General features: G+C 59.7%; 18 protein-coding genes. 11 read left to right on the forward strand and 7 right to left on the reverse strand.

Annotation, left to right across the window (positions count from 1 at the left end; translation table 11 throughout):
- The 3 genes from M2367_RS03765 to M2367_RS03775 form a co-directional block, all read left to right on the forward strand.
- A partial coding sequence (locus M2367_RS03765; protein ID WP_259235851.1) for a VCBS domain-containing protein occupies positions 1-3,406 on the forward strand: 3,406 nt, incomplete at its 5' end.
- A 90-nt stretch (positions 3,407-3,496) separates the two neighbouring features.
- Positions 3,497-4,054 (forward strand): hypothetical protein, encoded by a 558-nt coding sequence (locus tag M2367_RS03770; protein ID WP_042042284.1) that lies wholly within the window; start codon positions 3,497-3,499, stop codon positions 4,052-4,054.
- 54 nt (positions 4,055-4,108) lie between these two features.
- Complete coding sequence (locus tag M2367_RS03775; protein WP_259235852.1) at positions 4,109-4,810, forward strand: SIMPL domain-containing protein; 702 nt, start codon at positions 4,109-4,111, stop codon at positions 4,808-4,810.
- 70 nt (positions 4,811-4,880) lie between these two features.
- Here the strand turns inward: M2367_RS03775 and serA are convergent, their stop codons facing one another.
- From serA to M2367_RS03795, 4 genes are all read right to left on the reverse strand, one after another.
- Positions 4,881-6,113, reverse strand: coding sequence for a phosphoglycerate dehydrogenase (serA, locus tag M2367_RS03780; protein ID WP_042042282.1), 1,233 nt, complete (start codon positions 6,111-6,113; stop codon positions 4,881-4,883).
- Between the two features lie 199 nt (positions 6,114-6,312).
- Positions 6,313-6,966 carry a ribose-5-phosphate isomerase RpiA gene (rpiA, locus tag M2367_RS03785; protein WP_259235853.1) on the reverse strand — a complete coding sequence of 218 codons (654 nt, stop codon included), beginning with the start codon at positions 6,964-6,966 and terminating at the stop codon, positions 6,313-6,315.
- A gap of 234 nt (positions 6,967-7,200) precedes the next feature.
- Positions 7,201-7,791 carry a 5-formyltetrahydrofolate cyclo-ligase gene (locus M2367_RS03790; RefSeq protein WP_259235854.1) on the reverse strand — a complete coding sequence of 197 codons (591 nt, stop codon included), beginning with the start codon at positions 7,789-7,791 and terminating at the stop codon, positions 7,201-7,203.
- Positions 7,792-7,906: 115 nt separating this feature from the next.
- Entirely contained in the window at positions 7,907-9,256 is a 1,350-nt protein-coding gene (locus M2367_RS03795) for a Na+/H+ antiporter NhaC family protein (RefSeq protein WP_404972849.1), read from the reverse strand.
- Between the two features lie 284 nt (positions 9,257-9,540).
- On the opposite strand from M2367_RS03795, the gene dapB reads away from it, so the two are divergent.
- From dapB to M2367_RS03820, 5 genes are all read left to right on the forward strand, one after another.
- Entirely contained in the window at positions 9,541-10,353 is an 813-nt protein-coding gene (gene dapB, locus M2367_RS03800) for a 4-hydroxy-tetrahydrodipicolinate reductase (RefSeq protein ID WP_259235855.1), read from the forward strand.
- Positions 10,354-10,972: 619 nt separating this feature from the next.
- A complete protein-coding gene (gene carA, locus M2367_RS03805) occupies positions 10,973-12,109 on the forward strand; it encodes a glutamine-hydrolyzing carbamoyl-phosphate synthase small subunit (protein ID WP_259235856.1) in 1,137 nt (378 codons plus the stop codon).
- 16 nt (positions 12,110-12,125) lie between these two features.
- Entirely contained in the window at positions 12,126-15,350 is a 3,225-nt protein-coding gene (gene carB / locus M2367_RS03810) for a carbamoyl-phosphate synthase large subunit (protein WP_259235857.1), read from the forward strand.
- A gap of 553 nt (positions 15,351-15,903) precedes the next feature.
- Complete coding sequence (gene leuA, locus M2367_RS03815; RefSeq protein WP_259235858.1) at positions 15,904-17,574, forward strand: 2-isopropylmalate synthase; 1,671 nt, start codon at positions 15,904-15,906, stop codon at positions 17,572-17,574.
- A gap of 333 nt (positions 17,575-17,907) precedes the next feature.
- Entirely contained in the window at positions 17,908-19,020 is a 1,113-nt protein-coding gene (locus M2367_RS03820; protein WP_005899209.1) for a DUF1615 domain-containing protein, read from the forward strand.
- Between the two features lie 120 nt (positions 19,021-19,140).
- On the opposite strand, the gene M2367_RS03825 is transcribed toward M2367_RS03820, so the two are convergent.
- The 3 genes from M2367_RS03825 to M2367_RS03835 form a co-directional block, all read right to left on the reverse strand.
- Entirely contained in the window at positions 19,141-19,992 is an 852-nt protein-coding gene (locus M2367_RS03825) for a nuclease-related domain-containing protein (RefSeq protein ID WP_259235859.1), read from the reverse strand.
- Between the two features lie 88 nt (positions 19,993-20,080).
- Complete coding sequence (locus tag M2367_RS03830) at positions 20,081-20,635, reverse strand: DUF4256 domain-containing protein (protein ID WP_259235860.1); 555 nt, start codon at positions 20,633-20,635, stop codon at positions 20,081-20,083.
- Positions 20,636-20,665: 30 nt separating this feature from the next.
- Entirely contained in the window at positions 20,666-21,547 is an 882-nt protein-coding gene (locus M2367_RS03835) for an autotransporter domain-containing protein (RefSeq protein WP_310504054.1), read from the reverse strand.
- Between the two features lie 515 nt (positions 21,548-22,062).
- Between M2367_RS03835 and M2367_RS03840 the strand changes: the two genes are divergently transcribed.
- The 3 genes from M2367_RS03840 (at position 22,063) to M2367_RS03850 (ending at position 25,583) form a co-directional block, all read left to right on the forward strand.
- Positions 22,063-23,349 carry a DEAD/DEAH box helicase gene (locus M2367_RS03840; RefSeq protein ID WP_042042272.1) on the forward strand — a complete coding sequence of 429 codons (1,287 nt, stop codon included), beginning with the start codon at positions 22,063-22,065 and terminating at the stop codon, positions 23,347-23,349.
- A gap of 145 nt (positions 23,350-23,494) precedes the next feature.
- Entirely contained in the window at positions 23,495-24,133 is a 639-nt protein-coding gene (locus tag M2367_RS03845; RefSeq protein WP_198135274.1) for a DUF2913 family protein, read from the forward strand.
- 391 nt (positions 24,134-24,524) lie between these two features.
- Positions 24,525-25,583, forward strand: coding sequence for a M35 family metallo-endopeptidase (locus M2367_RS03850; RefSeq protein WP_259235862.1), 1,059 nt, complete (start codon positions 24,525-24,527; stop codon positions 25,581-25,583).
- Positions 25,584-25,600 lie beyond the last annotated feature (17 nt).

The following is a 25,600-nucleotide window of genomic DNA, read 5'->3' on the forward strand; positions in this document are numbered from 1 at the left end:
CGACAATGTCGGCGGCACCGTGACCGAAGACGTGGTGGCGAGCCTGAACGGCAACGTGCTGGGCAACGACCTCTCTGGCGCAGACACCCCGGCGGTGTTCGTGGGCTGGAGTGCGACCGGGCATAACAACAGTGCGGCAGTCACCGCGCTGACGACCTACGGCAACTTCGTGCAAAACGGCGATGGCAGCTGGACCTATGCGCTGGACAACAGCCGTCCGGCGACCCAGGCACTGACATCGGCCTTCAACCAGGGCTATGACGTCTGGTACACCATGAAGGATGCCGATGGCGATGAGGCAATCGCCAAGCTGACCATCACCATCCAGGGTGCGAATGACAGCGCCAGCGTGGTGACGGTGGCGGCGATGGGTCCGGACCACCTGGTCTACGAGGCGGGTCTCAGCCCGAACGGCTCGAATGCGGCGGCCAACAGCGAGACGGCGACAGGCAGCTTCACGGTGGCGGCATCGGACGGGATTTTGAACGTGGTGATAGGGGGCACGACCTATACCTTTGCCCAGATGCAGGCCTTCAACGGCAGCCAGACCATCAACACCGGGGAGGGGGTACTGACCCTGCTGAGTTACAGCGGGACAGCGACCAGTGGGACGGTGAACTACAGCTACACCCTGAGCGCGACCATCGACAACGACAATAAGGCGGGGGCTACGCTGACCGAGTTTGATGACAGCGTGACCATCGCGGTGAACGGGGTGACTGGCACCAGTGGCAGCGACCAGCTCATCGTGCGCATCGTGGATGATGTGCCGGTTCAACCGGTAGAGCTGAATACCCGGGTAGAAGAGTTTTCTAACCCTGGTACCAATCTGATGATCATATTGGATACCTCGGGCAGTATGGACTTCGATGCAGAGGCACCTGGATTTGCTACCCGGATGGCCGTTGCCAGGGCTTCCATCCTGCAACTGATCAGCGACTATGACGATCTGGGCAATGTGATGGTGCGTCTGGTGGGGTTTGCCAGCACGGCGACCACCAACTTCCTCGGCTCGGGGGATATCTGGTTGACGGCAGCTCAGGCACTGGATGTTATCGATGACATTACCGATACCTTGGGTAACGGCGGCACTGATTATGACGATGCTTTGATCAAGGCGATGGCGGCATATGATTCGGCAGGGAAGATCATCGGCGGACAGAGCGTGCTCTATTTCCTCTCCGATGGTGAGCCTACCGAAAGCACCAGCTGGCCCGGTGTGGTCGGTACGGGAAACAACGGTATCAATGCGGCTGAACAGACTGCTTGGCAGAATTTCCTGACCAACAATGATGTCAAGGCCTATGCCTTGGGGATGGGGGGCGGGGCGACGGCGCCAGCATTGGAGCCTATCTCTTACAACGGCGCTACGGGAACAGATCAGCCTGCCATCATAGTGACGGACCTGAGTCAGTTGGCCAGCACCCTCTCGGGGACTGTGCAGGTGCCAACCACAGGCAACCTGCTGATCGATGCTGGGGTGGCCTTTGGTGCGGACGGTCCTGCCGCCTTGCCCATTACCAGTATTTCCCACGATGCCGATGGTAACCCGGCGACACCGGACGTTATCTACACCACGGCTTATTCCGGCTATAACGCTACTACCCATGTGCTGACTATTCCGACTCATGGGGGGGGCACTCTCTCGGTCAATTTGTTGACCGGGGCTTACAGTTACAGCCTGTCGCTGGATGTGGCCAATGACTACACCGAAACCTTCCGTTACACCATCAGTGATGCCGATGGGGATGTGAAGACAGGGGTGTTGAATATGATCACCACGGATTCCAGTGAGGTCACCGTCTATGACAACAGCAATGAGGCGCTGGTGTATCAGATCATGGTGCCTGGGGTGACGACCCCTACAACCTTGGCGGATTTCCAGACGACGACCAATGGGAGCGGTACAGGATATAACCCCTGGATATATGACACGTCTGGCACCGGTACCAGCGTGATCGATTTGGGGTCAAGCACTATCGCTACGGCGGTTGCAGGTAATGGAGACAAGTGGGTCGTCAGTACCTTGAACAGCACAACACTGGATGGCAGCGTGAGCAGTGGCGTATTGCAACTGGTCGACACGAATGATGATGGTGCGGGGGCTGCGCAGCTTATTACCCCCGAGTTTGTGACTAATTCGACACTGGCGACAACACTGAGCTTCCAGTACGACAGAGCCAATGTGAATGGCAGCGATACGGTGACTTGGAATCTGTACAAGTTTGATGGTTCGAACTGGACCCAGCTCTCCGGGACTGGCTTGAGTGGTACTCTATCCAGCGATCCTGGTGCAATGACCACGATCACGACGACAACACTGGATGCAAACACTCGTTATCGGGTCTATTTCTCGGTCAATGATGGTTCTGGAAACAGTGATTCCACCTTGCAACTGGACAATATCAGGCTCAACATCACAGCCGCTGCCACCGCCGCCATTGCCATCATGGCTGCTCAGGGCAATGTGCTGACCGATCCCAACCACAACCCGTACAGCAGCGATCCCTGGGGGGCGGTGGATGCGCTGGGCAGCGAGCACGCAGTGCTCAAGATCTGGAATGGCAGCAGTTATACCTCTGTTACCACCAGTCAGACGGTTGCCGGGCTCTATGGTTCCCTCGAGATCCACAGTGATGGTGCCTACACCTACACTCCCAACTCGAACCTGAGTAATGTCGGTCAATCTGATGTCTTCACCTATCAGGTCATGCAAAGCGATGGTGATCAGGACACCGCCCAGCTGACCATCAACATTGGAGCCACAGCTGCCGCTGTGCCGACTCCGATAGAAGGCACCGGTGCTGATAACAACCTTAACGGAACGGCAGGCGATGATGTGCTGTTGGGTTATGGTGGTAATGACACCATTCATGGCAATGGGGGTCATGACCACATAGAAGGGGGCGCTGGGAACGATACTCTGTATGGTGATGCAGGCAATGATGCCCTGTTGGGAGGGGTGGGTACCGATATCCTGGATGGCGGCATCGGCAACGATACGCTGATCGGTGGCCTGGGTGCAGATACCCTGACCGGTGGCGCCGGGCACGATACCTTCAAGTGGCTGGCTGGCGAGGCCGATGGCAGTATCGACAAGATAGCCGACTTCACCCTTGGGTTGAGTGGCAGCAATGCCAACAGCGATGTGCTGGACTTGTCCCAGTTGCTGGTCGATGTGCCTGCCAGCGCCAACAACAGTGTCTTGGCCGGTACGCTCAACAGTTATCTGACCTTTGATACGGCCAATAACACGCTGACCATAGACACCAATGGTGGTACTGCAGGCGGGGATCAGTTGACTGTGCTCTTCCAGAATGCACCTAGCTTCTCTTCTGGTTCCAACCAGGACATCATCAAGCAACTGCTCGATGATGGTAACCTCAAGGTGGATCCACATCCGTAGACAGCATGTACAGAGGGCGGGCTTGCCTGCCCTCTGTTGCTGACACGGGAAGGACGTTAAGATAGGCAACATTGACGTAGTGAGGAAGATATGGGGCCCTTTAACTGGATTGACATTGATGGCATTCGCTATAGCTGGGACGGGCAGGACAATATTGTCTGCTCCGGCCGCTTTGCCTATCAGACCCAGCTCGATGGCAGCAGCCTGACCGGGCTTGAAATAGAGAACGAAGATGGTGAGGCCGCCGGGGTATTGAACGTCGACTTTGCCGCTATGCAACTCTCCTTCGTCCCCTATGTCGGTGTTGAATCCCCCCACATGGTGCTGCTCTGCGGCGATGGGCAACGTCAGCAAGAGTGCTCGTTGCAGAGTATCACGGCTCCCCTGCATGATTTATTGGCCAGTCCCGATACGCAAGGATGGGACGCTTGGAGCGATCCCATTGCCGCTGTGGAGGTGACGTCACCTGTTGAGGGACACATTCTGTCGTGGGACTCATTCCACTTCGATGAGGCCGACAGGCTGCCGGAACTGGCCGCCACACCGAATCTCTCTCAACCGCCAGCACAGGCGATCAACGAGATCAGCATTAGTCTGGACATGAGCAATCACGTGCTGGACTTTATCCCCCCCAGTCACGATATATGAATCTGCATCTGGCCCGTGCATAATGCCGCCATCATTCTGATTGAGGTGTTATCTATGTGGCGTTCCATCCTTTCCCTGTGTCTGATTTGCACCAGTGCAACCACCATGGCTATCGAGGTGCCTCAAGCCCCGCATCTGTTGGTGAGCGGCAATGCCGAGCAGAAGGTGGAGCCCGACATGCTGACCCTGCGTGTGGCCGTGACGGCGTTGGAGAAGAAGGGCATTGATGCCAAGCAGCAGGTCGACAAACGGGTTGCGGCCTTCTTTGGTCAACTCGAGGGGTTGGGCATCAAACGCAGCGATGTGGAGGCGGGCAATCTGGTGATCTCCCCCGAATATCAGTATCCGCAAAACCGTAAACCCGAATTGACCGGTTATCGTGCTCAGCGCCAGCTGGCAGTCAAACTCTATCAACTCGACAAGCTCAGCCAGCTGATGGACACCGCCCTCAAATCCGGGCTCGAGTCCGTTTCCCAGATTGAGTTTGGTTTGAAAGATCCCCAGGCTGCTCGCGAGCAGGCCAGAGTCAGCGCGGTACAAGATGCCAGAGCCAAGGCGCAATCCCTGGCCAAGGCATTTGGGGTGACTCTGGGCAAGGTATACAGCATCGAGTATCGCAATGCCGCGCACATGCCGGTCTATGGCCGAGGGATGAAGATGGCCGCGATGGCGGCGGCGCCCGAGGCGGATGCCAGCTATGAGCAGCAGGAGATCAGCATCACGGACAATGTCGAGGCGGTGTTCCTGATCGATTGAGTCGGATCATCTCGCACAGCATATAAAAAGGGCTCCTATAGGAGCCCTTTTTGATGATGACGATGTGCGATCAGTGCAGGATCCGGGCCCGCAACGTGCCGTTGATCTCTTTGAGCTTGGCGAGGGCTTTCTCACTGTGCTCAGTCTCTACGTCGATCACCACATAACCGATCTCGCTGCTGGTTTGCAGGTACTGACCGGCGATGTTGATCCCCTCTTCGGCGAAGATCTGGTTGATCTGGTTCATGACACCAGGCTGGTTGCGGTGAATATGCAACAAGCGGCTGGAGCCCTTGTGACCAGGCAGGGAGACTTCCGGGAAGTTGACCGCGGACAGGGTGGAGCCATTGTCCGAGTACTTGACCAGCTTGCTGGCTACTTCCAGGCCGATGTTCTCCTGGGCTTCCTGGGTCGAGCCACCGATGTGCGGGGTGAGCAGCACATTGTCCAGGCCGCGCAGCGGAGTGAGGAACTCTTCATCGTTGGACTTGGGTTCGCTTGGGAAGACGTCGATGGCGGCGCCACTCAGGTGACCGCTCTTGATCACGTCGGCCAGGGCATCGATATCGACCACAGTGCCACGGGATGCGTTGATCAGGATGGCGCCTGGTTTCATCATGCGCAGTTGCTCGGCGCCGATCAGATCCTGAGTGGAGGCCGTCTCTGGCACATGCAGGCTGATGACATCGGACATGTTGAGCAACTCGGCCATGCTCGGTACCTGGATGGCGTTACCCAGGGAGAGTTTGTTCTCGATGTCGTAGTAATAGACCTTGAGGCCAATACTCTCGGCGATGATGCCAAGCTGGGTGCCGATGTGGCCATAACCTATGATACCGAGTTTCTTGCCACGCGCTTCTACCGAGCGGTTGGCCAGCTTTTCCCACACACCCCGATGGCATTTGGCATTTTTCTCGGGAATACCGCGCAACAACAGCAGTATCTCACCCAATACCAGCTCGGCGACCGAACGGGTGTTGGAGAAAGGCGCGTTGAAGACGGGAATGCCGCGTAGCTCGGCGGCTTTCAGATCCACCTGGTTGGTGCCGATGCAGAAGCAGCCGATGGCAAACAGCTTCTGGGCCGCGTCCAGCACCTTGTCGGTGAGTTGGGTACGTGAGCGCAGACCGACGAAGTGGACATCACGGATCCGTTCGATCAGATCCTCTTCGCTCAGGGAGGTTTTCAGGTAATCCACATTGGTGTAACCGGCGGCCCGGAAGGTTTCTACCGTGTTGGGATGTACCCCCTCCAGCAGCAGTACCTTGATCTTATCCTTGTCGAGCGAAAACTTGACGGTCATGGCGATCCCTCTAAATCAGTGCAGCTATGGTGTGTGAAGAAAACCGTAAAGTAGCAAAAACAACAGGCAGAGGGAATATTTGTGACGAAAGTCAAATTCTTTGAAGTTATCAACGATAGTTGCAAACGGTTGGCGGCAAGGGACTGACAGATAATAAAAAACGGCGCCATCAGGCGCCGCTATCAATGTCACTACCCGATTATTGGGTGATGACGCCGTCCGGTGTACCTATCAGTACTACGTCCGCACCACGGTGCGCGAACAGTCCGTTGGTGACGACGCCGACGATGGCATTGAGCTGGTTTTCCAGCCCCTTGGCATCCGTGATGGCCATACCCTTGACGTCCAGTATGTCATTGCCGTTATCGGTGATGACACCGCTACGCCAGACTGGGTTGCCACCGAGTTTGCGGATCTCGCGGGCCACGTACTCGCGCGCCATGGGGATCACCTCGACCGGCAGCGGGAATTGCCCCAGCACATCCACTGTCTTGGTGTTGTCGATGATGCAGATGAACTTGTCCGCCACGGCGGCGACGATCTTTTCCCGGGTGAGGGCAGCGCCACCGCCCTTGATCATGTCGCGGCTGCCATTGATCTCGTCGGCGCCATCTACATAGACGGAGAGGGCATCGATGTCATTGAGGTCAAACACCTCAATGCCAAGGCCCTTGAGACGCTCGGTGGAGGCCACGGAGCTGGATACGGCCCCCTTGATCTCACCCTTCATGGTCGCCAGGGCGTCGATAAAGTGATTGACGGTGGAGCCGGTGCCTACGCCGACTATGGTGCCGGGCACTACGTATTTGAGCGCAGCCCAGCCGGCCGCCTTCTTCATGTCATCTTGAGTCATGGTAGATCCTTAGGGGAAAAAGCGGGCGCATTATAGCCAAGAGTACTCTCGGGGGCGACCGTGGCGCTCACGTTATGAGGATAAAAAGCCCAAGATGTAAATCGTTTGCTTGTTTGTTGGGCAGACGGCCGCCGATGCCGCCGACAAAGGCGGAGTGGCGAGTTGTTTGTCACTCAACCGACTCGCCAGACTCATGTCGAGTGGCGCCCGATGGCATCATTGCAGCAGGCGCCCTCAGCTTCGCGCGAAGCACCAGCGCCTGCTCGGGGTCAGGATCTCCGGCAGCGGCACGTCCCAACTCTCGCAGGGAATGGTGTCGACTCGCTGGCAGTCATGGGCAATACCCAGCGGCTTGGGCCCCAGTCGGTGCTGCTGCCAGGCGGTCAGGGTGCGATCGTAATACCCGCCCCCCATACCGAGCCGGTTGCCAGTCTCGTCGAAGGCAACCAGCGGCGTGCAGATAAGGTCCAGATTGGTGTGGGGCAAGACCTGCAACACATCGAGCTCGGGCTCGGCGATGCCAAAACGGTTCTGGGTCATGGGGCTGGTCGCCGTATAGCGCAAGAACAGGAGATGGCCCGGGTTGAAGGGGTGCAGCACCGGCAGATAGACCTCCTTGTGCTGTGCCCAGAGCCAGTGAATGAGCGGCAGGGTACTGAGCTCGCCGTCGTTGGCAAGGTAGAGGGCGATGCGCTTGGCGGTCAGCATGTCCGGATGCTGCTGGCACTGAGCCAGCAACTGCTGCGCCGCGACCTGTTGCTCGGTCTGGCTCAGGGCGCGTCTGCGCTGGCGGATGAGTTGGCGCAGGGATTGTCTGTCCGACATGGGAGGCTCCGGGTTGGATTGCGTGCCTCTACCTTAACAAGGGGAGCGCACAGGGCAAACGGCCTGGGATAAAAAAGCCGGGCACTGGGCCCGGCTTGGCAGGGATTGTCGGATCTCAATCCCGGCGCAGTTGATGCTTGATAACGATGGCGACCAGGGCCGAGAGCGCCAGCGCCATGGGATAAAAACTCATGCTCACCACCGAGAGGGGGGAGAGGGCAAACACTGAGCCGAGCAGCAGGGCCTGGGCTCCCCAGGGGATGAGACCCTGCACCACGCAGGAGAAGATATCCAGCATGGAGGCGGCCCGACGTGGGGTGACCCCATGCTGTTCGGCCAGGTCCCGGGAGACCTTGGCGGCCACTATGATGGCGACGGTGTTGTTGGCGGTGCACAGGTTCGTGAGGCCCACCACCCCGGCGATGCCGAGCTCTGCGGCTTTCTCGTTCTGCTCGCCATCATGCTGGCGGGTGAAACGACGGATGAGGGCGCCGATGCGATCGCCAATCCAGGCCAATCCTCCCTGGCGCTCCATCAGGGCGCCGAGACCACCGATCAGCATGGAGAGCAGGAAGATCTCCTGCATGCCGGTGAAGCCCTGATAGATATCCTTGCTAAATTGGCCGAGGGAGTAACCCCCGAACAGCCCCACCATACCGGCGGCCAATATGCCCAGACCAAGCACCACGAACACATTCACCCCGGCCAGTGCCAGCCCCAGGATCAGCAGGTAAGGCATCACCTTGAACAAGTCCGGGCTGCCATGGGGGGCCGGTGCGTCGCCCACATTGCCCAGGGTGAGGTAGATCAGGATCACCAGCACGGCGGCGGGGGCGGCAATCTTGAAATTCTCGCGAAACTTGTCTTTCATCTCGCAGCCCTGGCTGCGGGTCGCGGCTATGGTGGTGTCCGAGATGATGGAGAGGTTATCGCCGAACATGGCTCCCGAGAGTATGGTACCCGCCATCAGCACGGGATCGATGCCGGCGGCCTGGGCGACGCCGAGGGCCACAGGTGCGACTGCCCCTATGGTGCCCATGGAGGTACCCATGGCGGTGGCAATAAAGGCGCAGATGAGAAACAGACCCGGCAGCAGGCACCAGCCGGGGATCAGTGACAGACCGAGGGAGACGGTGGCGTCCACCCCCCCCGTGGCCTTGGCCACGGTGGCAAAGGCCCCCGCCAGCAGATAGATCAGGCACATCGCCATGATGTTGCTGTCACCAATTCCCTTGAAGAAGGTTTCAAGATTCTGGTTGAAGCTCTCCTTGCCGAGCAGCAGGGCCAGGATCACCGCAGGTAGTACGGCAACAGGGGCAGGCAGCTGATAGAAGGCGAACTCGACCCCTTGCAGAGTGAGCCAGGTGCCGGTGCCAATGAAGATGGCCAGGAACAACAGTAGAGGAAGCAGGGCGGTGGAGTTAGGGACTCGTTGGTGCATGAGGGCCTCGGATGCGTGGAACATGACTCCTGTCATATGAACCGCATTGGGCGGCTGGCATCCTGCCACTCTGGCCCCATACCCTAGTGATTTGCCTCTCACGGGTCAAGATAGCCGTCCAGATGGATAAATATTAATGCATGTTGATTCTGACATATTGGATTATGTCGTTATATATTCTGATATTTGAAAATTATCCGTTTATATAGCGGTGCTAAGCCGGGAGGCTCACGGGGCTTTTCAAAGGACGTCAGGGCTGGTAGAACTGTCCCTTTCCAAAAAACATGACAACAGATGAGAGGGTGGAGATGGACAATCCGATCCGTGTGGCCGTGATGGGCTGTAATGGTCGTATGGGCAAGGTGCTGCTGGAGGCCATCGCCAATGCTGAGGGGGTGGTCGTTGGCGCCGCACTGGAGCGACCGGGCTCTGTCGTGGTCGGTCTGGACGCGGGCGAACTCAATGGGCTGGGCCACCTGGGGGTGGCTATCAGCGACAGCCTGGACAAGGTACGGGATGAGTTCGATCTCATCATCGATTTCACTCGCCCCGAAGTGACCCTGGCCAATCTGGCCTTCGCCCGCGCCCATGGCAAGGCCATGGTGATAGGCACCACCGGTTTTGACGAGGCAGGCAAGCAGGCTCTGCATGAGGCGGCCCAGCACATAGGCATCGTCTTCGCTTCCAACTATTCGGTCGGTGTCAATCTGGTGTTCAAGCTGCTGGAGCAGGCCGCCAAGGTGATGGGAGACTACACCGACATCGAGATCATCGAAGGGCATCACAGACACAAGGTGGACGCGCCGTCCGGTACCGCGCTCTCCATGGGGGAAGTGGTGGCCAAGACCCTCGGACGTGACTTGAAAGAGTGCGCCGTCTATGGCCGCGAAGGGATCACCGGTGAGCGGGATCGCAACACCATCGGCTTCGCCACCATTCGTGCCGGGGATCTGGTCGGGGAGCACACCGTCATGTTCGCCGACATTGGCGAGCGGGTCGAGATCAGCCACAAGGCGTCGAGCCGACTCACCTTCGCCAACGGTGCGGTACGCGCCGCCGCCTGGCTAAGCAGGCAGCCAATGGGCCTGTATGACATGCAGGACGTACTCAACCTGAAGTGAAGCAGATGACCCCGGGCGACCGGGGTTTTTTATGTGTGTTAAATAGGGCTTATGCTCTTTTTTTTCAACCAAGCGTCCATAACACTCACTCTTTCCCAATACCCCCGATGATGGGGGCATGAGTTGTCACCGGAGGGTGAACGGCAAGTCCCTGTTTTTGGCCCTTGCTACGATTTTCTCACACGACCTTAAAAAGCGTAAAAATTCAATGAAAGAAAAACGTTTTCCTTTGGTTTCATAAAAACAAGTACTGAAAAATATGCTTTTATCGTGATTGAGATATTTTTTTTAATTTACCAACTATCTGTTTTTGTTTGGTTAAATGTTGAATTGTGTCACCAGGGTGACTCAGGTGGGCAGTTTTGAACGCGTATCGGGATTTTCTTTTGTCGGCGGGGGTTGTAAATAGTAAAACTGCATAGATAATGGGTAATATTGCTTTTTTATTGAATTTAGATGCATTTATTTTGTTGAAAGACATTGAAATGACATCATTTTTGAGTAGAATGCGCCCAATTTGCCAGAAATCTGCCGGTTCAGCCCCCTGTTTCACACAAGGTTCTGAGCCGCGACACCCAGGTAAATTGCTGAATTTAAAGCTAAATAACTGGAGGTTGTCTTGAATCACACTGCATTGCTAGTGCTGGAAGATGGAACTGTGTTCAAAGGCGTGTCGATAGGCGCCGAGGGATGTTCTGTTGGTGAGGTTGTTTTTAACACGTCGATGACGGGTTACCAGGAAATCCTTACCGACCCCTCATATTCCCGTCAGATAGTCACCCTCACTTATCCACATATAGGCAACACCGGCACCAACAACGAAGATGAAGAGTCCGATCGGATCCATGCTCAGGGCCTGATCATCCGTGACCTTCCGATCCTTGCCTCCAATTTCCGCAATCAGCAATCTCTCTCCGATTACCTCAAGTCCCAAAACATCGTCGGCATTGCCGAGATAGATACCCGCAAACTGACTCGCATCCTGCGTGAAAAAGGCGCCCAGGCCGGTTGCATCCTGGCGGGCAAGCAGGTTGATGAGGCATATGCGCTGAGCCAAGCGCGCGCCTTCCCCGGCCTCAAGGGGATGGACCTGGCCAAAGAAGTGACCGTAAATGAGTCCTACACCTGGTCCGAAGGGAGCTGGCAGCTGGGCAAGGGTCATGTCACCCCGAGCGAAAGCGACTTCAAATATCACGTGGTCGCCTACGATTTTGGCGTCAAGCGCAACATCTTGCGCATGTTGGTGGACCGTGGCTGCCGCCTGACCGTGGTACCGGCCAAGACCCCGGCCGCCGAGGTGCTGGCCATGAACCCCGATGGCATCTTCCTCTCCAACGGCCCCGGTGACCCCGAGCCGTGCGACTACGCCATCGCGGCCATCAAGGCCTTCCTCGAGACCAACACCCCGGTGTTTGGCATCTGCCTGGGTCACCAGCTGCTGGGCCTGGCTTCCGGTGCCAAGACGGCGAAGATGAAGTTCGGCCACCACGGTGCCAACCACCCGGTCAAGAGTCTGGATGACAATACCGTGATGATCACCGCCCAGAACCACGGTTTTGCGGTGGATGAGACCTCGCTGCCCGATTGCCTGCGTGCCACCCACGTCTCCCTGTTCGACGGCTCCTTGCAAGGCATCCATCGTACCGACCGTCCGGCCTTCAGCTTCCAGGGTCACCCCGAGGCGAGCCCGGGTCCCCACGACTGTGCCGGTCTGTTCGACCACTTTATTGAATTGATCAAGCAGTATCGCGCTTAAGAGGAAAAGAGAAGCCATGCCAAAACGTAACGACCTACAGAGCATCCTGATCCTCGGCGCCGGCCCCATCGTCATCGGTCAGGCCTGCGAATTTGACTACTCCGGCGCCCAGGCTTGCAAAGCCCTGCGCGAGGAGGGATACCGCGTCATCCTGGTGAACTCCAACCCGGCCACCATCATGACCGACCCCGAGATGGCCGATGCCACCTACATCGAACCCATCACCTGGGAAGTGGTGCGCGAGATCATCAAGAAAGAGCGCCCGGACGCCATCCTGCCCACCATGGGTGGCCAGACTGCACTGAACTGTGCGCTGGATCTGGAGAAGCACGGGGTGCTGGCCGAGTTCGGGGTCGAGATGATCGGCGCCACCGCCGATGCCATCGACAAGGCCGAAGATCGCCGCCGCTTCGACATCGCCATGAAGAGCATTGGTCTCGAATGTCCCCGTGCGGGCATCGCCCACAACATGGAAGAGGCCTGGGGCGTGCAGCAGATGGTTGGCTTCCCCTGCATCATCCGTCCCTCCTTCACCATGGGTGGCTCCGGTGGCGGCATCGCCTACAACACCGAAGAGTTCGTCGAGATCTGTGAGCGCGGTCTGGACTTGTCGCCGACCAAGGAGCTGCTCATCGATGAGTCGCTGATTGGCTGGAAAGAGTACGAGATGGAAGTGGTGCGGGATCGCAACGACAACTGCATCATCGTCTGCGCCATCGAAAACTTCGACCCCATGGGTATCCACACCGGTGACTCCATCACGGTCGCGCCAGCCCAGACGCTGACCGACAAGGAGTATCAACTGATGCGCAACGCCTCCATGGCGGTGCTGCGCGAGATCGGTGTCGAGACCGGTGGCTCCAACGTCCAGTTCGGCATCAACCCGAAAGATGGCCGCATGGTCATCATCGAGATGAACCCGCGGGTCTCCCGCTCCTCCGCGCTGGCCTCCAAGGCGACCGGTTTCCCCATCGCCAAGATCGCCGCCAAGCTCGCTATCGGTTACACCCTGGACGAGCTGATGAACGACATCACCGGCGGCCGGACACCGGCCTCCTTCGAGCCGGCCATCGACTACGTGGTCACCAAGATACCGCGCTTCAACTTCGAAAAATTTGCCGGCGCCAACGACCGTCTCACCACCCAGATGAAATCCGTGGGTGAAGTGATGGCGATTGGCCGCAACTTCCAGGAGTCCCTGCACAAGGCGCTGCGCAGCCTCGAAACCGGCAAAACCGGCTTCGACCCCATGGTTGACCTCAATGCCCCGGACTCCCTGACCCGCATCCGTCACGAGCTGCAAGAGGCGGGCTGCGACCGCATCTGGTACATCGCCGATGCGTTCCGCGCCGGTCTCTCCATGGACGGCATCTTCAAGCTGACCAAGATTGACCCCTGGTTCCTGGTTCAGATTGAAGATCTGGTCAAGCTGGAGGAGGAGGTGAAAGAGCGCGGCATGGCCGGTCTGGATGCCGACTTCCTGCGCGCCTTGAAGCGCAAGGGCTTCGCCGATGCCCGTCTGGCCAAGTTGCTGGGTGTGGCCGAGGGCGAGGTGCGCAAATTGCGCGCCCGTCACAACATCTTCCCGGTCTACAAGCGGGTTGATACCTGCGCCGCCGAGTTCGCCACCGACACCGCCTACATGTACTCGAGCTATGACGAGGAGTGCGAAGCGGCGCCGAGCAATCGTGACAAGATCATGATCATCGGCGGTGGCCCGAACCGCATCGGTCAGGGCATCGAGTTTGACTATTGCTGCGTGCACGCGGCCCTGGCCCTGCGTGAAGATGGTTACGAAACCATCATGGTCAACTGCAACCCCGAGACCGTCTCCACCGATTACGACACCTCCGACCGCCTCTACTTCGAGCCGGTGACCCTGGAAGACGTGCTGGAAATCGTGCGCGTCGAGAACCCGAAAGGCGTCATCGTGCAGTACGGTGGTCAGACGCCGCTCAAGCTTGCCCGTGCCCTGGAAGCCAACGGCGTGCCCATCATCGGCACCAGCCCGGACGCCATCGACCGCGCCGAAGACCGCGAGCGTTTCCAGACTGCCGTCGAACGCCTGGGCCTCAAGCAGCCGGAAAACGGCACCGTCACTGCCCTGGAGCAGGCGGTACTGACCGCCGAGCGGATCGGTTATCCCCTGGTGGTGCGCCCCTCTTACGTGCTGGGCGGCCGTGCCATGGAGATCGTCTATGACGAAATCGACCTGCGTCGCTACTTCGCCGAGGCGGTGAGCGTCTCCAACGAATCGCCGGTCCTACTGGACAGATTCCTCGATGATGCCACCGAAGTGGACGTGGACGCCATCTGTGACGGCGTCGATGTGGTCATTGGCGGCATCATGGAGCACATCGAGCAGGCGGGTATCCACTCCGGTGACTCCGGCTGCTCCCTGCCGCCCTATACCTTGTCCAAGAAGATCCAGGACGAGATGCGCGAGCAGGTACGCAAGCTGGCGCTGGAGCTTGGCGTGGTCGGCCTGATGAACGTGCAGTTCGCGGTGAAAGATGATGAGATCTACCTCATCGAGGTGAACCCGCGCGCCGCCCGTACCGTGCCCTTCGTCTCCAAGGCAACCGGTGCGCCGCTCGCCAAGATCGCCGCCCGCGTCATGGCCGGGCAATCGCTGCAGAGCCAAGGTTTCACCAGCGAGATCATCCCGCCTTACTACTCGGTGAAAGAGGTGGTACTGCCCTTCGCCAAGTTCCCGGGCGTGGATCCGCTGCTGGGGCCTGAGATGCGTTCCACCGGTGAGGTGATGGGGGTGGGCAACAGCTTCGCCGAGGCGTATGCCAAGGCTCAGCTGGGAGCCAGCCATGCCGTGCCCAAAGAGGGCCGTGCGCTCTTGTCAGTGCGTCATAGCGACAAGGCACGGGTCGTTGATCTCGCCGCCAAGCTGCTGGAACTGGGTTATGAACTCGATGCCACCCATGGCACCGCAGTGGCCCTGGGCGAGGCGAGCATCAACCCGCGCCTGGTCAACAAGGTGCACGAGGGGCGCCCGCACATTCTGGATCGCATCAAGAACGGTGAGTACACCTACATCGTCAACACCGCCGAAGGGCGGGTGGCTATCCAGGACTCCAAGCAACTGCGCCGTGGCGCCCTGCAGCACAAGGTGGCGTACACCACTACCCTGAACGCAGGTTTCGCGACGTGCATGGCCATCAGCGTCGATGCCACTGCCAACGTGAACTCGGTGCAGGAGCTGCACGAGAGAGTTAAAAACCGCTAATGGTCGAGGGGATGACTCCCCGGCCAGTTGAGGGTCAGTGCGAATGAGTAATGACAAACCCCGCCAGTGATGGCGGGGTTTTTGTTTTGATGGCGAACAGGAACTGCGGGCAAGTTCAAAGGTTGTCGTGGCGAAGGGGACAAAAGGCACACCCTGGTGCTGTAGTGATTATTTACACCCTTAATTCATCATTAAACAGATTATCATTGCGCATCCTTGACTTAATGCTTGTATCTTCGCAATCACTCACCCCGATAGCCTCTATATACTGGTCCCTCATCACATAAGGTCGTCTGCGCCTGCAACAGCGGGGTGCGAGAGGATCAGGGCCCGCTGCCAACCCGGCAGCGCAGGCCGGCCCCTCTTATCAAGAGGGACCACAGGAAACCGGCTGTGGGGTTACCACCCCAGCAACCGTCAGGGCCAGCGTTACCGCGCCAGCCTGCTTCCCCCTCCTTACTCCGCCTGCTTGCCTGCCCAGTCGCGTCGTTGCTTACCGTCATCGCCCGCAACGGCGTCGTGCCTCAAGGACATTAGCCAAGGGAATCTGAATATGAGCTTCGATCATCGCAAATACCGTCCGGCCCCCGTGATCGCGCTGGCGGACAGGCAGTGGCCCAACCGGGTGCTGGCGCAGGCCCCGACCTGGTGCGCCGTGGACTTGCGCGACGGCAATCAGGCGCTGGTCGAGCCCATGACGGTGGCCCAGAAGCTGCAGATGTGGGCGCTGATGACTCATGTCGGTTTCAAGCATATCGAGGTGGGGTTCCCGGCTGCCTCCCAGCCCGATTTCGACTTCGTGCGCGAGCTAATTGAACGCAACCTCATTCCGGAGGATGTCACCATTCAGGTGCTGGTGCAGGCCCGGGAAGATCTGATTATTCGCACCTTCGAGGCGCTCAAGGGGGCCAAGCGTGCCATCGTCCACGTCTACAACTCGGTCAACCCGACCCAGCGCAACTATGTGTTCAACTCAGGGAAGGAGGGGGTCAAGGCCATCGCCGTGCAGGGGGCGCGTTGGGTACGTGACCATGCGGCGCGCAACCCCGGCACCGAGTGGAGCTTCCAGTATTCCCCCGAGAGCTTCAGCAGCACCGAGGTGGAATTTGCGGTGGAGGTGTGTGATGCGGTGATCGACGAGTGGCGCCCCGCCGCTCGCCCCATGATCCTCAATCTGCCCGCCACGGTGGAGGTGAGTACCCCCAATGTGTTTGCGGATCAGGTGGAGTGGTTCTGCCGCCACCTCAAGGCGCGCTCCGAGGTGAGCATCTCCATTCACACCCACAACGACCGAGGTTGCGGGGTCGCTGCCGCCGAGCTGGCGGTGCTGGCGGGGGCCGATCGCATCGAGGGCACCCTGCTTGGCAACGGCGAGCGCACCGGCAACATGGACATAGTCACCATGGCCATGAACCTCTACAGCCAGGGCATAGATCCCGAGCTGGACTTGTCGGACATGGATGCCATAGTCGCGACCGTGGGCGCTTGCACCCAGATAGCCTTGCACCCGCGCCACCCCTATGCCGGCGAGCTGGTCTACACCGCATTTTCCGGCAGCCATCAGGATGCCATTCGCAAATCCTTGGCGGCCGAGAAACCCGATGCTTATTGGGATGTGGCTTATCTGCCCATCGATCCCGCCGATCTGGGCCGCAGCTACGAGGCGGTGATCCGCATCAACAGCCAGTCCGGCAAGGGGGGCGTCACCTATCTGCTGGAGCGCGACCTTGGCCTGCAACTGCCGCGCTGGCTGCAAATCGACTTCAGCCGCAGGGTCCAGGCCCAGGCCGAGGCGAGCAGCAGCGAGATCAGCCCCGAGCAGATCCGCGCTCTGTTCGAGCAGCACTACCTCGAGCCGCTGCACGGCTATCGGGTCGGCCGCTTCCAGCTTGGCCACGACAGTCAGGAGAGCCTGCGCCTCGAGTTGCAGACCCCGAACGGCGCACTGCAACTCGAGGGTGAAGGGGAGGGGGCCATCACGGCGCTGGTCAACGGCTGGGAGCGAGAAACCGGGATGCATATCGACGTGCTCGACTATTCGGAACATGCGCTCTCCGCCGGTACGGAGTCGCGCGCCGTCGCCTATGTGCTGCTCAGCGTCGATGGCGCCCGTATGTGCGGGGTAGCCATTGGTCGCGACGTGGTTCACGCCTCCTTGCAGGCGGTGATCAATGGCGCCGCCCAGATCAATATCGAGGCTCAGGCCCAGCGTCAACGGGCCTGATCTTGAGCCTATTGCCACAGAAAACGCCACCTCAGGGTGGCGTTTTCCATATAAAAAGGCAGGCACTGATCAAGGGGCAACTTGACTCGCGGCTGGTCAACATGCGGGTGCCATGAGCGAGTCGGCAGAGGCGTAAAGGAGCAAGGCTTTAGCCCAGCGAGTCAATCCACTACAATGGGCGCCTGCTTGCGTTCGGGGATCGCTGACTACCACAGCCCCGCGCGCGTGACTCTCGTGTGCCATAGGCCCCGCGCCTGGCCCCCTGCATCGGATGCCTTGATGATATTCTCCTCGACCTTTTCCCTCTTTGCGACGCGGTTCACCGGGTTGCCAATGGTGGCGGCCCTGCTGCTGGCTGGGTGTGCCAGCGAGCCGACTGCCCCTGCGCAGGATGCTGCCGCCATCGCCAAGCTGCCCGCGTCCATGCAACCGCAAAAGCCTGCCGACATGAAAACCCGGATCGTCCGCTTCTTGCCCAAACAGGTGCAAGACAAACCGGGCTGGGCCAATGATGTGGTGACGGCGCTCAGCACCCAAGGCCTGACGGTGAGTGATCACAACGTGTGCACCGTGCTGGCGGTAGCCGAGCAGGAGGCCACGTATCAGGCCGATCCCGTGGTACCCGGTCTTGGCAAGATTGCCTGGAAGGAGATCTACGCCCGATCTGGTCGCCTGCATATCCCAGATTTTGTGGTGCGTACCGCCCTTGGCATCCAGTCCCCCACTGGCAAGTCCTATGCCGAGCGGCTCGACAAGGCGCGTACCGAGCAGGAGCTGAGTCTCATCTTCGAGGACATGATAGGCATGGCCCCCATGGGCAAGCGGCTCTTTGGCAACCTCAACCCGGTGCACACTGCAGGTCCCATGCAGGTGAGCATCGCCTTTGCAGAGGCCAACGCCCGTGGCTATCCCTATCCCATCAAGGACTCCATCCGCCACGAGGTGTTCAGCCGCCGGGGCGGTATCTGGTTCGGCACCAAGCACCTGTTTGGCTATCCCGCCGACTACCCGGATACCCTCTATCGCTTCGCCGACTTCAATGCCGGCTGGTATGCGAGCCGCAACGCCGCCTTCCAGGCCGCGGTGAGCCGGGTCAGCGGCAAGCCCCTGGCCCTGGACGGGGATCTCGTCCGTTATGATTCCGACCAGCCCGGCAAGACGGAGCTCGCGGTGCACAGCATCGCCAGCCGCGTCAACATGAGCAAGCAGGCCATCCACCAGAGCCTGCTCAAGGGAGACAGCGCCGACTTTGCCCAGACCGACCTCTACCATCGCGTCCTTACCCTGGCCGACAAGCAGGCGGGTACGCGCCAACCCCGCGCCATCCTGCCCGGCATTCAACTCAAAAGCCCCAAGATCACCCGCAACCTCACCACCGCCTGGTTTGCCAAGCGGGTGGATGACAGGGAGCAAGCCTGCGTGAGGAAGATGGCGACCATTCGCTGACAGCCATAGACAAGGGCGGCAAGTGGCCGCCCTTGTCTATGGGGGAGCGCTGCATGGGCCTGGACAGCTCAGGCAGTGGCGAGATGTTCGATAGACATCTCCCCCATGCATGGCCAGCATTTAGCGCGTCACAATCGCCCTGCATTTGGGAAAATGGCTGCATCCCCAGAACGGACTTCCCTGATTGTCCCCCTTGCGCGCCGTGCGCAACACCATGGCACCGCCGCAGCGGGGGCAGGGGGGCGGGACAGCGGATGCCTCCGTTTGCTTGAATGGCGGGGAATATCCGGTTTGGCTGAGCGGGGTGATGATGCTGACCTCCGGCTTGTCCGGGGCTGCGCGATGGCGTGCTTTGAGCTGGGCCACATGCTGCCGATGGGTCTGCCTGTTGGCTGCCAGCCGTCCTTGCTGGATGGTCTCAACCACTCGGGTGACTTCGGCAGCGGTCAATACCTGTGTGGTTTTTCCCTTGATATAGCGGATCAGCCCACGGTTCATCACATTGTCCGGCATGGGAGTCTTGAAGGTGCAGTCGCCAATGAAGCAGATCACCGAGTGAAGCTGATGATCCGCCAGCCCCAGCAGGGATTTCAGGGTCATCATATGCAGGTGGTTCTGGTGCAGGGGATTTTGGAAGCGATGCTTGCGGCGATAGATCTGCTGGGTCCAGCTTTTATGGGCCGGATTGCCGAATATCCAGCCCTTCATGTTCTTGGTCTCAATCACGAATATCCCGAAGCGGGAGACGATCACATGGTCTATCTGGGTGCTGCCCTGCGGAATGGGCAGGGTCACATCCTTGAGCAGGTGATACTCCCGCTGGTCGAGAAAGAGCCGGATGCTGAGGTTGATAACCCACTCCCCGATCATGCCCTTGAACCAGGGGGTGTTGATCAGAATGGCAATCAGCAGCAGGGGTAGCAGATAGCCGAGCGGAGATAGTAAAGGAGCAATAAGGGTGGTGAAGTCCATTTCACTGAGCCTCTATGGAGTCTTGCTTAAGGTGTAGGCCTCGACAGGGAGCAGGTTGCTGCACCTGGGGGACTGAGTCCTGGCCGGTTTAGACCCGCAACAGACCGCGAAAGCCCCTGGCGGCGTAGTAGGACTGGGCGCCGTTGTGGTAGAGGAACACGCTGTCGTAGCGGCGATCGCAGAACAGGGCGCCGCCGAGCGTCCTGATTTTCTCGGGGGTCAGTATCCAGCTCGATGTCTTGGCATCGAAGCAGCCTAGGGTCTGCAGCGCCCGATATTCGGCCTCCGTCAGCAGTGTGATGCCCATCTTGGCGGCCAGCTCGGTCGCGCTGCCTGCTGGCTTGTTCTCCTTTCTCGACGCCAGAGCCGCGCCGTCATAGCAGAGGCTCCTGCGTCCACTTGGGCTCTCGACGCTGCAGTCACAGAACAGCAGCTGCCCGGTCTGCCTATCCTGGCCGATGACATCGGGCTCACCGCCGCTGCTCTCCATCTCGTGGAGCGAGCGCAATGACTGGGGATGGGCATCGAGCCTGACGCGCACCTGTGACCAGGTTATCCCCTCGTGGCGCTGCCTGTGCTGTTCGAAGCGGGCTTGCAAGGTGGCGAGCAAGTCATCAATCTGCAGGTTCGTCACTGTCATCATGCAACCTCGTTCTCGTTTGGATTTGCGCCGTTAGAAACTCATCGCCAGGCCAATGGCATAACCATTGGTGTTGTTGCCGAACATCAAGCGGTACATGAGGCGGGTACGGGTGACCCACACCGGGTATTTGCTCGAATCGAGCTCGAGGCCAACCCCGACGGAGTTGAGGGCGTTGAAACCGAGCAGGCCCCGTTGATCTCCCAGGTATTCGGTACGGGCCCCTTCCAGCACGTAGCGTAGCGGCCGATCGAGCAGGGTCCAATCGAGCAGGGGCGCGCGGCGGCGCAAATAGATGCCAAAGTTCTCGGCATTCGCCTCGCCCTTCACACTGGGACTGGTGCCAATGGTGCTCTGCAGATGGAGGTAGGAGTAGCGAAATTCGGCGTCTATGTCCTGGGTATCGGAGAACAGCTCGTAATCGAGCATGAGGGAGCCGCCGAGTCCGAACACATTGAGCTGGCCGTTATCGAGGAAATCGAGGCTCTTGCCGGTCTGGCGATCGAGATACCAGTTACCTATCTGGATATCGCTGGCCACAGTGCCAAGGGAAAAGTTGGCGATGGGACGCAGTACCCAATTCGGGGCGACGGCGAAGTCCCAGCCGATGCCGCCGGTGGCGGTCAGGCTGTTCCATTTGGCGGGGATGGTTCGGCTCTCTTCGCCCTGGCTTATCACAAATTTGGGATCGTAGCGGCTATAGCCCAGGTTGCCCTCCAGATAGATGGGGACCTCCTTGCTCATGGTGGCGCCGCCGCCAACCTGGCTCATGGTCAATGCCGCCTGTTGACCGCTGCCCCCCGAGATATCCAGGTTGCTGGAGGTAATATCGGGTATCACGTTGAAGGTCATCAACGAGACCACGGCGTTGGCCCGCTCCTGCACGCGGGCATCGACGGCGCCGTCGGCGGCCATGGCCGGAGAGGCAGTCGCAAGGCAGGCCAACAGCAACAAGGGTTGCTGCCTCGATGCAGCGCTCGCGGCGGGGGCGGGAGACCGTGTTGGCTTGCCCTGGCCAAGCAACGGTGTGTGCGCGCTGTGCATCGCTGTTATCTCCATGGCAACTCCCTGTGGCCTCATGCCCATGTGAGCACTAGAGATGATTCTACCTGAGGATGGCGCGGCGTCCATTGCCCTGAGCCAGGCACCTCGCATCAGGCAGGCGCATCACCAGGGGGACGCAGGCGGTTCTGCCTGCCATGGCTCCTCTCTGATCCCTGGCTTGCCCCTTATCATGGCGCGACATGAGGGAGTTTTAGGTCGGAGAGATTATTTGAGACGCATTGGCGCCGAAAATTTGTTACACTCCGCGCCCGCCATTTTCCGGCTCGCCTGCAGACCCTGCCAGGCCAGGCCGATCCCTGGCATCCGTTGTCACCCCGGTCGGGTCGCAGCCAATCACAGCTTTGCTGGAACACAGGAAACCCATGATGAAATTTGAATCATTCGATTTTGCCCCCGAGATTTTGCGCGCCGTCTCGGAGTGCGGTTATCAGGAGATGACCCCTGTGCAGCAACAGGCGATCCCGACGATCCGCCGTGGCCAGGATGTACTGGCCAGTGCCCAGACCGGCACCGGCAAGACCGCCGCCTTCGCACTGCCTATCTTGCAGCGCCTCATTGATAACCCGGCGCCGCTCGCACCTTCCAACGCCCGTGTGTTGATCCTGACCCCGACCCGCGAACTGGCGGCTCAGGTGGCTGACAACATCAAGGAGTTTGGCAAGTATCTGGAGCTGAGCGTGCAGGTGATCTGCGGCGGCGGCAAGCAGGACGTACAGGCGCGTCGCCTCAAGGCCGGCGCCCACATCATAGTGGCGACCCCGGGCCGCCTGCTCGAGCACCTGAACGCGTGCAACCTCAGCCTCTCCAACGTTGAGTGCCTGGTGCTGGACGAAGCGGATCGCATCCTCGACATGGGCTTCAGTGCCGAGGTGCAAAAAATTCTGCTGGCGGTCAACAAGGATCGCCAGAGCCTGCTCTTCTCCGCGACCTTCTCCGATGGCGTCAAGAAGCTGGCCAATGTGATGCTCAACAAGCCGCAGATAGTCAGCGTCAACAAGCAGAACTCCACCGCCGATACCGTGACCCATACCGTCTATCCGGTCGAGCAGAAGCGCAAACGCGAGCTGCTTTCCGAGCTTATCGGCAAGCAGAACTGGCCACAGGTGCTGGTGTTTGCCAGTACCCGCGAGAGCTGCGACGAGCTGGTGGCCGAGCTGAATCTGGATGGGATCAAGTCTGCCGTGGTCCATGGCGAGAAGGCCCAGGGCAGCCGTCGTCGCGCCTTGCGCGAATTCATCGAAGGCAAGGTACGGGTACTGGTCTCCACCGAAGTGGCGGCCCGTGGTCTGGATATCCCGAACCTGGAATACGTGGTCAACTATGACCTGCCCTTCCTGGCCGAGGACTATGTCCACCGTATCGGTCGTACCGGCCGCGCCGGCAAGAGCGGCATGGCCATCTCCTTCGTCAGTCGCGAGGAGGAACGTACCCTGCTCGACATCGAGGCGCTGATCGGCCAGAAGATCCGTCGCGTCATGGTGCCGGGTTACGAGGTGAGCAACCGTGACATGCTGATCAAGCAGTTGCAGGAGCGTCGCCGCTTTGGCAAGAAGCCCCAGCGTGATGACAATGCCGCCGCCCAGGTGATGGCCGAAGCCAAGCTGCAGAGCCAGCGCACTCGCCTGCGCAAGACGGCCCGCAAAGACAAATAAGCGGCCAAGTCGGCGGCTAAACCGGGCTTGTTGTGAGCCCGGCAATCTTGTTTTCAAAGGCGCCTCGGCGCCTTTTTGATGATGGTGGCGGGGCTGCAGCGCTGCAGCGCCTTCCCCAATCTGCCCAGGAGTCGTGATGAGCGATCTGAAAGTGCAAACCTATAACCAGGCCCTGCTCGAGATGGCCGGTGCCAGTCTGGCTGAACTCGTGCGCACCGGCGCCGGCCGCGCCGCCCGTACTCCCGCCCAGGAGAGCCATTTCCTGAGCCTCTGGCTGGTGGACTCCCTCAAGGAGAAACGCTTCTCCCGTCTGGTGATGGAGGATCTCAAGGGGTGGGTGCAGCAGGCGCGCACCCAAGGGGCGGGGGCCGATCTCAAGGGATTGCTCGAGCGCATCGTGCGTCATTACAGCCAGGCGGCGACGCAGGGGCTGGAAGCGCGGCTCATGGCGCTGCTGGACGACTGTGAAGAGGCGGGTTGGCTGCGGGTCACCCAGAGCGTGATCGATGGCCGGGCGAGACTCGCCAACCAGGGGCAGTCTTCAATTGTTATCTGCTCTGCCGAGCTGGCCGCTGCCTGCGCCGACGGCGAGCTGGTCAAGCCGCTCACCCTCTATGTGCGCGGTGACGAGCAAGTGCTGGCCCGTTTCGCCTATCGGCACGGTCTGCTCATTGGCCAGGGCAACAAGAAGCAGGTCAGGGTGAAGCACCACAAGGCCCATCTGCTGATGCCGGGCAACGCCCTGCCTGCCCTCGCGCTGCTGGCGCTGGAGATAGATGGCTGAGCGCGGGATGTTCCGCGGCGCAGAGTCTGCCGCCTGTCCTGTGACCGAACCCCGATCTTGCATCGGGGTTTTTCATGGCTGCAATGCCCGCTTTCCCCATTGCCCCCCTGGCGTGACGTCTGCCACTGGGGTGGCAAGGATCATCAACCCCTCGTGACGATCGCCAGCCTGCTGCTCGCGGGCCTTTGACCGCTACCCAAGACGCTCTTTGCCGGACATCCTGGGTCATCAACCAAGCCTCCTTCGGCCCTCCATCTGGGGGGAATCGCTGGCGCCCCCCATACGGAGGGGCTGCCCCCATATGGCGGTAGGTGCCTGCTTTTCATCTGTTTTAGGGTGGCTGAGCCCCTTCGAGGGCATGGATGCAAACCACATATTCTAAGGAGAGACGATGAAAGCAACACCGATAGCCCTGTTACTGGCAGGCCTGCTGGGTTCCCCCCTCTGCGCCGCGGGTCTGGATGCCAGACTGACCCTGCAAGAGGGCGCGAGTGAGGATGTGCGGGTGCAAGTGACCCTGACCAACAACGGCAACAAGCCGATTGATTTGCTCAAGTGGCAACTGCCGGGCGCAGGGGATGCCCCCTTGTTCGTGGTCGAGCGGGATGGCCAGTCCGTGGCCTATCAGGGGGCCCTGATCAAGCGCGGTCTGCCGAGTCATCGGGACTATCAGCGCCTGAGCGCCGGGGAGAGCCTGACCCTGGAGGCGGAAGTGTCCGGTCTCTATGACATGAGTGCCCAGGGGGAGTACAGCATCAGCTACCGCCTGCCCAAGGTATCTGATGAAGCTGGCGCCAAGCGGAACGCCCAGCCCAGTGCCAAGGCACCCCCCCAGGCCAGCGAATCCAACACCGTCAGCCTCTGGCTAGATGGGGTCGCGAGTGATGAGCGTGTATTGGCCAAGGCCGCCGCGGTTGAACCGGCCGCCGCCGGGGGATCGGTGAGTTTCACCGGTCGCTGCACCAACAGCCAGAAGAGCCAGATAGTCTCGGCCCTGGATGCCGCCGGAGTCATGGCGGGGGATTCCCTCAGCTATCTGGCGGTGGACAAGCCCAGTGGTCAACGCTATCGCAGCTGGTTCGGCGCCTATGACGCGAGCCGCTGGAACCAGGCCGAGGGTCACTTCAGCAAGGTGAGGAAAGCCATCGAAGAGAAACCGCTGACCTTCGATTGCGGCTGCAAGGAGAGCTATTTTGCTTATGTCTATGCAGATCAGCCCTACAAGATCTATCTGTGCAAGAGTTTCTGGACCGCGGCCAACACGGGCACGGATTCCCGTGGCGGCACCATCATCCATGAGCTGACCCACTTCAATGTGGTGGCAGGCACGGACGATCTGGGTTACGGTCAAGGCAATGCCCGCAACCTGGCGAGCACGGATCCGGTGAAGGCGCTCAACAACGCCGACAACCACGAATACTTTGCCGAGAACACCCCGAGCGAAAACTGAGTCGACAGGGGGCCTTG

Source organism: Aeromonas sp. BIGb0445 (assembly GCF_024809075.1).
Lineage (GTDB): Bacteria > Pseudomonadota > Gammaproteobacteria > Enterobacterales > Aeromonadaceae > Aeromonas > Aeromonas rivuli.